We start from the raw sequence: 12,628 nt of genomic DNA, 5'->3' as shown, positions 1-12,628 counted from the left end.
TGAATGCCAAACAAGAAAGATGACGTATCAGACAAGCGCCGCTACCTGTCCTCTGCAGCCAGGAAAGAGGAAATATTGGATGCGGCTCTGGTCGAGTTCTCAGATCGGACATACAACGCCGTAACGATGGAGCGCCTGGCGGAATGTGCGGGCTTATCCAAGGCAGGCATCTACGCCCACTTCAAAAGCAAGGAGGAGATTTTTCACGCCTTGCTCGAACGCATGACGAAGCAGCTTTGCGATTTCCAGGGCTGGCTCCCGGATGAAGATTTGACGTTGCTAGAGTTGGTAGACGTCTATCTTGATCGGCTGTACACGACGTTCGACTCACCCACCACGATATCGGTCTATCGTCTACTTCTGGCCGAAAGCGCCAGAGCGCCGACGCTGGTGCGGCATTGGCGCGAGGAAGTTGCGTGCGGGTTGCGAGAGCGTGCAAAGATCATCATCCAACGCAACATAGACCGGGGTATCGTTCGCCCGGGGGTCTTGACCGAGTATTTTTTCCCGCTGGCGCTCGCTCCCGCACTGCTTTGGCTGAACTCTTCGATGCTATCCAGGGGCAACCCTTCCATATCGCTGGCGCAGTTACGGGATGCACATCGGCAATTGTTGCTTGAGCTTATGCAGCCCCGATGAGCAGAGTAACGCACACAGATGCAGACGTCTGATGCTCGGCGCGGCATTGCTAAAGCACCACCGACAGGTTGTGGGATGCCTCATAGATCTCAAGCATTTCCATTCGCTCACGCTGGAAATCCGAAACCACAACCTCCGCGGAATCCACCGGCTCAGCGACTGTCTGGCAGGCGTTTGGCCGACGTATTGATCGCCGATGGCACCACAATAGGCACCGCATCAGGTGCCATCGAGTCCACAGCCACATCGCTACCATCAGCCAGCACCGGCATACCATCAATACGGATGGGCAGATACGTGCTCGCTGCATTTACGTCGCCCTGCTCCAGAAGATCGAGCCGATCGGCCCAGTCCTGCATCATCTTCCGGCGAGGCTCAACGTATAAGGCATGGTTGTAGGTGGCGCTGACTTTATTGGGATCAGCGTGCGAGAGTTGAGCATCCACCCAATTCTTGGGGTAACCGAACTCGTTGAGGGCCGTGGACAACGTGGCACGGATGCCGTGACCGGTGAGTAAATCCTTATAGCCCATACGCTTGATCGCGCCGTTCAGCGTGTTCTCGCTAATGCGCATTCTCAGCTCGCTTCGATGCGCAAGTAGATAGCGCTGGGCTGGCTTGACCTGCTCCAGCAGATAGCGAACGATTTCGATAGCCTGGACAGATAACGGCACGATGTAGGGCGGAATATCCTGCGGTCGCTGTCCCCGCTTGCGCATACCATCCTGCAGTTGCTTGACCACCTCGGGAGGAATGATCCACAAGCCGCGCTCAAGATCGAATTGATCAGGGGTCGCCAGTCGCAGCTCACCAGTACGCACACCCGTCAGCAACAGCAGGCGAATACCAAGTTGTGTGGTGATCCTGCCTCTATAACTGCGTAGCTTGTTCAGCAGACTGGGCAGTTCAGGCAGCCGCAGGAAGGGATTATTGACCACCGGTGGTTTGGGGACAGCCACGACATCCAGATCCGATGCGGGATTGCTTTGCAGCCCCGCGACTTTCACCATCGCAAAGCGGAACAACTGCCTGAGCCAGGTGCGCACTTTCTCGGCGGTGGTAAATGCCCTACGCTGCTCGATACTAGCAAGCACGTCCAACAGGTCGGGACGGCAAATGTCGAAGATGGATACGGCGCCTAGCGCGGGCAACACGTCTTTATCGAAGATACGCTGGATCTGCGAGAGGGTACTTTGCCTGCCCTCCTTGAGTTCCAGCTTGCGGTGCCCAAGCCACTGCAGATAAACCACCTTGAAGCTGTTCTCCGTCGCGAAACGGACAGCTCGAAGTTTTTGCTTACGATCAATCTTGGGATTGACGCCTTTCGCTACTAGGGCGCGGGCCTCATCGCGTAACGCACGCGCTTCCCGAAGGCTAACCTTCGGATAGGTGCCCAGCGACATTCGTTTCTGTTTGGTAGCCCAGTAATATCTGAAGTGCCAAGATTTACCGCCAGCGGCAGATACCGCCAGAGAAAGGCCGTCGAAGTCTGTGAGGGTATAGTCTTTGCCAGTCGCCCGAGCCTGCCGGACAGTGACGTCTGTGAGCGCCATGGTTAGCTCCTGAACTTGGGTCAGGGCTAGATGCTTGTCTCGCAGGCCACGCTCCTCCAGCAACAATCCGGAAACCACGCACCCCGCAAAGATGGACTTAAAAATGGACTTAAAAGCCCTGGCTGGGGACGGATTCCAGTAGATTTCGCTGGAACGAAAAAAGGGCCCTAAGGCCCTTTTTCAATGACTTACAGACTTCAATAGACGTCTATAGATCATAATTTGGAGCGGGAAACGGGTTTCCCCGTCGATCCCTATCCTATTGATTCAACAGAGGTTTTTGGTACACCGCTCTGCTTGACGGACTGGATTATGTACTACCCTTGCTGTCTTGGCAAGCGCTTTCTCACGACACCGCTTCAAGTGCTTGTTTTTTGGTCATATCGTCTCTTCATCTTACCCGATCATTGCCTGCATGCCCCTGGGCAGCAGCAACCATGCGGTGACTGATGCCGAACAAGAAGCACCGCCCCAGCCTGCATCTACCACTCCGCGTCCCTGCTCCAGCCAAGAAGAGCTTGTAGGTGCTGCCTCAGGTCATGGTGCCAGGCGAAGCAACCTTCATAGTGGCAATGTTGCCTGGTTTGTCCCGCCATGGACGTTCTTTCACTGACAAGGACACTGCAATTCAGCAGAAGCCCGAGCAGCACAAAAATAACGCAATCCAACCCTAAAGAATTCTCATTTGTAGCCGTTAACCCGTAGGGAACTTATACAAAAATTTTATCAGCCTGCATTGAATAAGAATCCACGAGAAGACGTTTCAACGCAGGCAAGATAAAGCAGAATTGCCGCATGGAATCGCACAACGAAGTGCTGCAATACCGGACGGGCGAACACAAACCCTGCACGGATACATTGTTCAATACCACTGAAGGAGATCGTATATGAAGATCAAACAAACCATGCTGTCGGCTGCTCTTGCCGCTGCGACGATGTGTGCCGCTGGCGCTGCATTTGCTGGCCCGCCAGTGACCGTAACATTCAAAAACCTCAGCACTCAAGAGGCCACCTACAAGGTCGTCACCAATAATGAGGTGAGTACCAACACCAATGCAAGCCCTAAGCCAAAAACGACAGTGCAGCCTCAAGGTGCTGACACATACGTTGTGCAAAATATCATCAGCCCCGATGCCAACGCAGCAACCGTGCGCTATACCATAGGCAGTAAGACCTGCGTCTTCGGTACAACCTTCGTAAATCAAATCTCGGGCGGCGCTCTGCTACCTGGCGGCCCAACTAAAATTCCGAAATGGAACAAAACTGCAACCGCTAGCGGTGGGGCAGTCTGCACCGCCACCATCAAATCGCAGAATTTGTCAAACTACTCGTGGACGGTTGAATTCACGATGAAGTAACTGACAACGGGCGACCCGGCATATGTAACTGGTCGCCCCTCTTTCTGAAAGCGCAATGCAGATTACAATTCCTACGGGACGCTATATGAATAGCATTAATCAACTTGGCACAACCACGCCTCAACAAACTCAAGTAAGCGAACGCAGTTTTGTTAATAAAACTGGGGAAACAACATACTCTCAGACCTCTGAGATAATCAACACTCCCAACAGTGCAACAATGCAGGTTTCATCGCTATCACGCCTGCTTAATGATGCCGCCGTTCGAGCCGAAACACGAGACGCCATCACCAATCGTGACGGACTTGCAGCTATTGCCCAATCGACCGCTCATGAGCTTTATGGTGAAAGCTATACACGCAACAAAGCTATTCATGATGCAGAAGTCCCGAACTCCGACGACTCACAACGACTTGCACAAGCAAAACAGGCAACTGCCTTTACCAACGGCCAAGGCAGCAATCCATTCAAAGGTATGTCACGCGACCAACTTGCACTAATCGCTTACGACGACAGCGGCGCCTTCACTGTCAACGAGCGCCGTGCGGCTTTATCAGAAGCGGATGATCAGGAATATCAGTGGCGCGTAAAGGTTGTTGCCAAAATGATGGATGACTACAACCGTACAGGCAAAATATCTGCAGAGACCCACCAGGAAGTTCTTGACCACTATAAATCTCTACCCGCCATTGAAGAGTCCCAACTTCCCAAAGGCTATGACATGCAGTTGCAGGGCTGGATACAGGAGGCTAAAAGCACAGAGTCATCACAACATAAAGATGAACTTGAATCCTTGCTGGAACAACTAACAAAACGACTAACAAATAACCAGAAATCATAAGCCCAGAAACATCATCGTCTGCTGCGACAGCACAGGCAAGGGGACGGCAAAATCATCTGGAGAGAGGATGCAGAGAGTTCACGACACCGATTTGATTCGCCTGGAAAATATTACGCATGCTTATGCTACGGGCGCGTCCAGTCAGGCGGTTTTGTATGATGTGTCGTTTTCTGTCCCCACAGGCCAAAGTTGCGCCATCGTTGGTGCGTCTGGCTCAGGGAAAAGCACGCTGCTCAACCTCATCGGGCTGCTGGATGAACCGACTTCGGGGCGTGTTCTGCTCGCGGGCGAAGACATGACCAACGCCGATGCCGAATCACGCGCCATCGCGCGTAATCGGATCATTGGCTTCGTATTCCAGAGTTTCAACCTGCTGCCACGGCTCGATGCGCTCGACAATGTGGCACTCCCGCTGCTCTATCGCGGCATCCCCCAGCCGCAAGCCCGCCAGGCTGCCCTGACGCAACTGGAGCGCGTCGGCCTGAGCAACCGCAGCCACCATCGACCCGCCGATATGTCGGGCGGCCAGCGCCAGCGTGTCGCGATAGCCCGCGCCCTTGTCGGCGAACCCTCGCTGCTGCTGGCGGACGAACCCACCGGCAACCTCGACAGCCAGACGGCGCAGGACATCATCGGGCTGCTGCTGTCTTTGAACCGCGAACGCGGCACGACCCTGGTTGTGGTGACGCACGATACCGGGATTGCCGATCGCATGGCTCGTTGCATTCAAGTCCGCGATGGCCGGATCGAGGAAGCGGGACATGCCTAGACGTGCTGCCATCACACTGACCTCATCGCATGGCTACGGCCCCTCATGGCTGCACCTGGTGCGCGAACCCGTGGAGAATCTGCGCCAGCTCGGTCGCCGTGCCGTTCTGGCGCTGCTGGGGATCGCCGTGGGCTGCATGGCCGTCGTTGCCCTGCTGAACATCGGGCACAACGCCGAACGTGAAGCCATGAACGTCTTCAAGGGGATGGGCAGCGATCTGCTTGTGGCAAACGTGCAGATCCCCGGCAGCGGCCGCAGCGAGGCGTTACCGAACGTCGCCACACTGGATACCGCCGCGTTGCGCCAGGCCATCCCCGACATTACAGCGGCAGCTCCTCTCATCCTGACCAGTAGTGACGCCCGGCTTAAAGGCCATGCTCTGAGTACAACAATACTGGGCAGCAATGCCGACCTGCCCGGCGTGCTGGATCTCCAACTGGCGCAGGGGCGTTTCCTGAGCCAGTTCGATACGCACAGTACCCATGCGGTGCTGGGTGCGAATGTCGCAGCGGCGTGGGAAAACGCAGGCATCCATGCCCAGCCCGGCGACCGCATTCAGATCGGCGGTTATCTGTTTCAGGTGATCGGCATCCTGCAACCCGCAGGCCAGAACCCATTGCTTCCCGCCCCGCCGGACGACGCCATTTTGCTGCCACTGGAAGGCATGCGACGCATCATCCCCAGTCCGCAGATCACCAGCGTACTGGCCCGCAACCCCAACGGCGCAACGCTGGTGCAAACCTCCCCCGCCCTGCAGCAATGGGTGGAAGGCAGGATGCCCGGCTATGAGGTCAACGTGCAAATTCCCCGACTGTTGCTTGAGGGCATGGCGAAACAGTCACGCCTGTTTTCCTGGCTGCTGGCAGGACTGGGCAGTATCGCCCTGCTGGTCGGCGGCATCGGCGTCATGAATGTCATGGTGATGAACGTCGCCGAGCGCCGCCGTGAGATAGGCGTGCGTATGGCGCTCGGCGCTCGCCCCAGGGACATTGCCAGGCTCTTCCTGCTGGAAGCGGTTGTACTGGCCGCCACCGGGGCACTGGCTGGCGCGGCTGTTGGCCTGATCATGGCCTGGGCCTTCGTTCACTACTCGGGCTGGTCTGCCTTCTCATTCTCGGCGGCGGCATTGCCGCTCGGTATTGGCAGCGCCATCGCAACCGGCCTGTTTTTCGGGCTGTCGCCTGCGATGGCGGCTGCGCGCCTCACCCCGGTACAGGCGTTGCGTGATGCGTAAAGTGTCTATCCTCATCGCACTCATGCTGATGGCCCCTGTCGTTGCGCAGGCGAGGACAGATGGGGCGCTGCGCCCATCCCAGGCGACCCGCCAGGGTCAGCCATCATCGACGACGGCCAGCATTTCACTCAATGCCGAGACCATCGAGTTGACCCTGAGCGACGCGATCTATCTGGGGCTGCGCGACAACCGCGCCATCCGCAGCGCCTATCTCGATCGCATTGCCCAGAAATTCGACCTGCGCGTGGCGGAAGACCGCTTCACACCCAAACTGGTGCTCAGCGGCGGCTATCTTTCCAGCCGGAATCAGGATGACCGTTACCGGGAAAGCACCGTAACCCCCACAACCACATTGCTGACGCCCTATGGCACCCGCGTAAGCCTGGGCTGGACGTACCGCCATACGCAGGCCGACCAGGCCGGGCTGTCACGCAATGACGGGGCCAACATTTCTCTGATCCAGCCGTTGTTACGCGGCGCAGGCAAGGATATTGCGACAGCACCGGTGCGCCTGGCGCGGCTATCCGAGCAGGCCAACCGGCTCAACCTGAAATCCACTGTCTCGCAGACCATCACGCAAGTGATTGCGTCCTACCGCACCCTGCTGCAGGCACAGGAGCAGTTGAAGATTTCCAGGGAATCGTTGCAACGCGCCCGTCAGTTGCTTGAAGTCAACCGCGCCATGATCGCTGCCGGACGCATGGCCGAGTTTGAAATCGTGCAGACAGAGGCCGAAGTCGCCTCACAGGAACTGGCCTATGAAGAGGCCCGCAATCAGACGGATACCGCACGGCTTGCCCTGTTGCAGCTACTCGCCCTGAATCTGAATACGCCGATAGTCGCCACCGAGGCACTGCAGGCGCGGCGCGTGGACGTCAATGCCGCTGAGGCGCTCCGGCAAGCCGAAGCCTTGCAACCCGCCTGGCTCTCTCAACTCATCTACAGCGAACAGGCCACCATCAATCTTGCCGTAGCGCGTAATGACCGCCTGTGGGACGTTTCTCTGGTGGGCGGCGCCAGCCAGATACGCGACCGCAATACCCTGAGCGGTTCCGCACGAACCTGGGAAAACTATGTCGGCATCCAGGTCGAAATCCCCATTGGCGACCTCAGCACGCGCCAGGCCGAGGTACAGGCCCAGGTCAACGTGCGCAATCAGGAAATCCAGCTGGCCGAAGCCCGCCAGCAACTGGAGCGCGACGTGGCGAATGCGGTGCGCGATATTGGCACCCGCTGGCGACAGTACGAAATCGCCCAGCGTGCGCTCGACCTTTCACGCCGCAAGCTGGAAATTGAACGGGAAAAGCTCACCGTGGGCCGCTCCAGCAACTTTCAGGTGCTGAGTTTCGAGAACGACCTGCGCAATGCCGAGAACGCCCGCCTGAACGCATTGATCAGCTACCTGAACGCGCAGGCCGAACTCGATCAGACGCTGGGCACCACACTGGAAAGCTGGGACATATCGCTGAATGATTAAAAATCGCTTGATAGACCCACTGATCGCACACGTCCGCCGCCACCCCATGCGTTCGGCGTTACTCGTGTTGCTGACAGCCGCGACTTCCGCCGCCTTCTGGCAATCCGACAACGCCAGCATCCCCCAGCAACCACAAGCGCAATGGGTGCAGGTACAGCCCCAGTTGGTGGAACAGCAGCTGGGCCTGGTGGGCCGCATCCAGGCTGCCCGGCAGGAAACCCTGTCCGCGCCGTTTGAAGGCGTCATTCGGGACGTGCTGGTGCAGGAAGGTCAAACCGTTGAGGCGGGCCAGACACTGCTGCGGCTTGACCCGGCGCAAATCGAAATCCAGTTGCGGCAGGCACAGGCCGAACTGCTCAAGGCACAACGGGAAGCCCATCAACTGCGCAACTGGGACGGCAGCCCCGAAGTGTCACGCGCCCGACGCGCCGTGCAGACCGCTCGTTCAACGTTGGAAGCCACGCAGGCCAACCTGCGAGACACGCGGGCGTTGTTCGAGCGTGGGATCGTGGCCCGCATGGAAGTTGATACGCTGGCGCAGCAGGTACGCACCCAGCAGCAAGACCTGCTTGCCGCCCGGGACGAACTGCGTACCGCCGAGTCTCGCGGCCAGGGCGAAGAACGCAAGATTGCCGAGATGGAGCTGACCAACGCACAAGCCCGCTATCAGGCCGTGACGGCGCAAAGCGAACGGCGCGTGCTTAGAGCGCCATTTCCTGGCGTGGTGGCGCGTCCATCGGTGCCCGAGGGCGGAAAAGCGCTTATCGCGCAGGCTGGCGTACAGGTCACGCAAGGCACGCCACTGCTGACCGTAATCGGGCTGGATCGCATCCAGGTACTCACCCGCGTAGAGGAAACCGACCTGCATCAGCTACGCGAGGGCATGCCCGTGCAAATCACGGGCGATGGCTTCGCCGGGATAACGCTGACAGGCCGTATTGCCGCCATCGCGGTACAGGGCAACGCGGCGGATGCCCCCGGCGCAGCCGCCCACTACGACATTGTGATTGCCGTCGATACGCCGCAGACCGAAGCCGCGCAGGTCAGGCTGGGTATGAGCGCCCGGCTGGCGGTCAGCCTCTACCGCAACGAGCAGGGCATCGTGGTGCCGCCACAGGCATTGACGACGGACAGTGACGGTTCAACTTATGTCATGTTCCGCGCCACCGCAGATACAACGCCATCGAAGATTCCGGTTGTACCAGGACGGGCAATCACTGAGGGCATTGAAGTACAAGGGTTGCAGGCAGGGTATGTTCTGGTGCCCTGAACGTGGGCGACGGCAAAAAATCACGCAAAAATTGCAGAAAAAACAGTCAAGAAAAGCTAAAGAATTCTCATTTCCTGCCGTTATAGAAGTTACCCTTCACCAGCTTTCCGTGCCGAACGAGGGCGAAGGGGATTCAGCTATTTCATCCACAAGGAGTATCGTATGAAAAAACTGTTCTTCTCGCTATTCGCGGCATTGTTGCTGAGTACCAGCAACATGGCGGCTGCTGCATGCGCTTATATGAACATCACCAGCAGCGGGGCAAGCCTTTCTGCAGGTGATTCTCAGAACGTGTATGAGTTCAGCATCTCGTGCATTGGCTCGGTGACGTTCAAGTTTGAAGACCTTTCCGGCAACAACCCGACGAGCAGGATCGCCCATATCATTGAGCGACGTTCTGGTTCGTCGTGGTCTCTCGTGTCTTCGACCACCAGTAATGGAGCAAGAACTGTTAATCGGAGCTTCGTACCCAGTGCTACCGGCCAATACCGTTATCGCATCGAGAACGTAGGTACATCTCAAGTACGTAACTGGCGTATGGAAGGTCGTATGCCACTGTTCACAATCCCTGGCACTTGATTGATTTAATAAAGCTGAACTGGGGAGCCATCGTCTGCTCCCCAGTTCTATCAAAATCGCGTCATGGCAACTCAAAGGGAGAATCATAGACCATGCCATCAATTAACCCGTTATCAAATGCACTGGGCAATTTATCACTCAACGCGAACCGTTCACTGCTTGATCCCAAACAGTATGAGGGATTTACCGTAAAAGTAGGGAAAGAAACCAGCCAAAACGGGGTATTGGGTGGCGTTCTAAGTCAGGATGATTATGATAAATTTAAAGAGATAGTAAAAGATATCAATGTTAAAGATGCCAGCCGCAATGATATGCTCACTCTTTACAGAGGGCTTATCGACGCAAAACTTCTGACTTACGAACAAGTCAATTTCGGATATATATCTGGCTCAGTAGAATTTGGCCCTGATGGCAAGGGGATAAATCAAGACGCAAAATACAATCAATGGGATTTTCAGCAAAAACAACTTCCCACATATGCCGGAAGTGAATTTAACGGGAGTCGTGGTGGCGCAATCAATTCCATGAAGCTCATCGCTGCTGTTGCAAATGCTTCACCAGTTACCGGGGCTACTGTAGCGAAAGAAACCTATTCTCCGCAAGATCGCAACTATTCAAGCGGTAATTCATCAAGCTACCAAGTCAATTTCTCTGAGCTGGCACAGCGCCTATCTCGTGGTGAAAGCATTGAAGAACTGAATGTTCCTAAAGATGTGGACATTGCTGAACTGATCAAGCAACTTGAACAAATGGCCCAAGCGCAACGTTCGGCAAAAGCCGTAGAGCCACAGGACTCAAGGGCAGTCTCACAAGGGTGACGGACGCATGAGCATCATCACATCGTCAACCGGCATCATGTCCGTACAGCCTGCGCAGACCATCACAACGGGCAGTGCGCAGTCTCCCCTTGGAAATACTCAGCCAGATGACGCAGGCTCTGTAAAAATTTCAATGGCTGGCCTTATGATGGCTGGGCAAGCCAACAAGAAAACATCAGGGAAATACGACGACATTGAAAATAGCGGCCTCCCCGATGAAGTGCAGCGCATTCTGAAAATGATCCGCGACCTTAAAGAAAAGCTCAAGGCTGAACAGGAAAAACTCCAACAGATCATGAACGATGCCAGCCTTAGCGACGAAACGCGACAGGTGAAAGTTGCGCAGAGCCAGGCAATGATCAATGCGCTATCTGGAGCGTTGGCAGATGCAAATCAAATGCTGGCAAAAGTTACCAAAGACCTTAACTTAAGCAAAGAAGATTTAGTGAAGGTGGCAGCGCTTGCAATGAAGTAATGATGCCCATTTCGATACGCCGAAGACCGAAGCCGCGCAGGTCAGGCTGGATATGAGCGTCCGGCTGGCGGTCATCCTCTACCGCAACGAGCAGGGCATCGTGGTTCCGCCCCAGGTTTTGGCGACGGACAATAACGGTTCAACTTATGTCATGTTCCGCGCCACAGCAGGCGCAACGCCAGCGAATGTTCCTGCCGTGCCTGGACAGGCGATCACCCAGGGCGTTGAGGTGCAAGGGTTGCAGGCAGGGTATGTTCTGGCGCCATGAGCACGACGAAAACTTACGCAAAAAAATGCAGAAAAAACAGCCAGGAAAGCTAAAGAATTCTCATTTACCGCCGTTAATTTAGATGTTCTTCCGCTGCCGGGGAGACCTGGCAGGTCAGGTACTTGCCTGAATGCTGAGGGACAAGCGCTGTAGAGATTATCAACCTTAAAAGGACATTTTATGAAACTCGCTAAACTGTTCGGAGCAGCCGCTCTCTTCGCGTCGATGGTCGCAACCGCCCACGCGGCCAATACTACTGTCACCGTTAAGGTGAAAAACTCCACCACCACCGAAGCAGCATACACTTACGAGTACTTCTCAGGTAGCGTCTCGCCGACGCCAGGCTCGATCCTGCCGTCCAATACAACAACTTTCTACCTGACCAGCGTTGCAGATACGGTTTCTGGCATGCGCTTCGTCTACGCTTCCGGCAACAAGAAATGCCGTTTTGCGGCATCGCACCAGGTCAACCCAAGCACCAAAGTACCGAGCTGGACCAAGACCGGCACCAGCATTGGCACCACTCGCGCCACCTGTAATGCCAACATCACTGCGGCCCAAACTGGGCTTCCGTACAACTATACAGTCGAATTTGAAATCAAGTAATTCGGCATTTCTCTAGGCTCTCTGGCCGGGGATAGCTATGCTGTTATCTCCGGCTTTTGGAGTATTGCTATGAATATCACGATCAAATCCTATCAGGCGAGCATTCCCGCACAAGTGCCTGCCCAGGAAATACCGCGTTCGGACAACACTACAAAGTCCATCGCTGAAAACACCAACTCGAGCACTGCCGCAACCGTCTCAATATCCAGCTCCGCACAAGCCCGCTATATCCAGAGCAGCGCAACCGAGCGCCAAGCTGCCATGTCGCAAGGTGAATTAAAGCAGCTACACTCAAGTACATGGTCTGATATATACAATTTCAGCCAACTTCTCGGCAGCAAAAATTACAATAAAGATGATTTGCTACCACAAACAGATGATCCCGCACGATTGGAACTGGGAAAAAAATCTCTGGAATACGCCATTTCCCTTCATCAATCCCCCCCGGGGAATGCTTCTAACCCTTTTGCTGGAATGGCCCGAAATGATCTGAGTGCCGTGGTCTATGATGACTCCGGAACATACACCATGGCCGAGCGATATGCTGCCTCAGCAGAACTCCGCATGCAGGACGAGGCATATTTCTCCAGCCTGTCAGCCAAACTAACAAATGGTGGCGATAATCGTGATTTTTTCAAAAGCATTCTGGACTACTTCGATGATCTGCCTCCGGTAGAAAAGGCAGCCTACCCGGATGGTTACAGGGACAGCATCGACAGTCTGTATCAAGAACAGCTGGAT

Annotated in this window: 14 protein-coding genes; 13 read left to right on the top strand and 1 reads right to left on the bottom strand. The window is 55.6% G+C overall.

Translation table 11 applies throughout. From position 1 onward, the window contains the following. Positions 1 to 75 precede the first annotated feature (75 nt). Positions 76 to 639 carry a TetR/AcrR family transcriptional regulator gene (locus HW932_RS20865; protein WP_246296959.1) on the top strand — a complete coding sequence of 188 codons (564 nt, stop codon included), beginning with the start codon at positions 76 to 78 and terminating at the stop codon, positions 637 to 639. 152 nt (positions 640 to 791) lie between these two features. On the opposite strand, the gene HW932_RS20860 is transcribed toward HW932_RS20865, so the two are convergent. Then, entirely contained in the window at positions 792 to 2,192 is a 1,401-nt protein-coding gene (locus HW932_RS20860) for a tyrosine-type recombinase/integrase (RefSeq protein ID WP_102857131.1), read from the bottom strand. A gap of 887 nt (positions 2,193 to 3,079) precedes the next feature. Here HW932_RS20860 and HW932_RS20855 point away from each other — a divergent pair. The 12 genes from HW932_RS20855 to HW932_RS20800 all read left to right on the top strand — a co-directional run. Next, complete coding sequence (locus tag HW932_RS20855) at positions 3,080 to 3,550, top strand: hypothetical protein (RefSeq protein WP_094267742.1); 471 nt, start codon at positions 3,080 to 3,082, stop codon at positions 3,548 to 3,550. A gap of 85 nt (positions 3,551 to 3,635) precedes the next feature. After that, positions 3,636 to 4,391, top strand: a complete 756-nt coding sequence (locus tag HW932_RS20850; RefSeq protein WP_094267741.1) for a hypothetical protein — start codon at positions 3,636 to 3,638, stop codon at positions 4,389 to 4,391. A 67-nt stretch (positions 4,392 to 4,458) separates the two neighbouring features. Beyond that, complete coding sequence (locus tag HW932_RS20845) at positions 4,459 to 5,160, top strand: ABC transporter ATP-binding protein (RefSeq protein WP_094267740.1); 702 nt, start codon at positions 4,459 to 4,461, stop codon at positions 5,158 to 5,160. Next, positions 5,153 to 6,394, top strand: a complete 1,242-nt coding sequence (locus HW932_RS20840; protein WP_125856215.1) for an ABC transporter permease — start codon at positions 5,153 to 5,155, stop codon at positions 6,392 to 6,394. The genes HW932_RS20845 and HW932_RS20840 overlap by 8 nt, the downstream gene beginning before the upstream one ends. Then, positions 6,387 to 7,871, top strand: coding sequence for a TolC family protein (locus HW932_RS20835; RefSeq protein ID WP_094267738.1), 1,485 nt, complete (start codon positions 6,387 to 6,389; stop codon positions 7,869 to 7,871). Before HW932_RS20840 ends, HW932_RS20835 begins: the two co-directional genes overlap by 8 nt. Then, positions 7,864 to 9,141, top strand: a complete 1,278-nt coding sequence (locus tag HW932_RS20830) for an efflux RND transporter periplasmic adaptor subunit (RefSeq protein ID WP_176978378.1) — start codon at positions 7,864 to 7,866, stop codon at positions 9,139 to 9,141. Before HW932_RS20835 ends, HW932_RS20830 begins: the two co-directional genes overlap by 8 nt. 162 nt (positions 9,142 to 9,303) lie before the next feature. Continuing rightward, a complete protein-coding gene (locus HW932_RS20825) occupies positions 9,304 to 9,720 on the top strand; it encodes a hypothetical protein (protein ID WP_102053791.1) in 417 nt (138 codons plus the stop codon). A 92-nt stretch (positions 9,721 to 9,812) separates the two neighbouring features. Then, positions 9,813 to 10,538 carry a hypothetical protein gene (locus HW932_RS20820; protein ID WP_102053792.1) on the top strand — a complete coding sequence of 242 codons (726 nt, stop codon included), beginning with the start codon at positions 9,813 to 9,815 and terminating at the stop codon, positions 10,536 to 10,538. A 7-nt stretch (positions 10,539 to 10,545) separates the two neighbouring features. Continuing rightward, entirely contained in the window at positions 10,546 to 11,013 is a 468-nt protein-coding gene (locus HW932_RS20815; RefSeq protein WP_079890275.1) for a hypothetical protein, read from the top strand. A 52-nt stretch (positions 11,014 to 11,065) separates the two neighbouring features. After that, positions 11,066 to 11,281, top strand: coding sequence for a hypothetical protein (locus HW932_RS20810; protein ID WP_075123232.1), 216 nt, complete (start codon positions 11,066 to 11,068; stop codon positions 11,279 to 11,281). 180 nt (positions 11,282 to 11,461) lie between these two features. Further along, on the top strand, positions 11,462 to 11,887 hold the full coding sequence (locus HW932_RS20805) for a hypothetical protein (protein WP_176978377.1): 426 nt from the start codon (positions 11,462 to 11,464) through the stop codon (positions 11,885 to 11,887). Positions 11,888 to 11,956: 69 nt separating this feature from the next. Further along, on the top strand, positions 11,957 to 12,628 hold a 672-nt coding region (locus HW932_RS20800; RefSeq protein ID WP_176978376.1), incomplete at its 3' end, for a hypothetical protein.

Source organism: Allochromatium humboldtianum (assembly GCF_013385175.1).
Classification (GTDB): Bacteria; Pseudomonadota; Gammaproteobacteria; order Chromatiales; family Chromatiaceae; genus Thermochromatium; species Thermochromatium humboldtianum.
The sequence above is the reverse complement of the archived record's forward strand: the minus strand, read 5'-3'. Positions and strand labels throughout refer to the sequence as shown.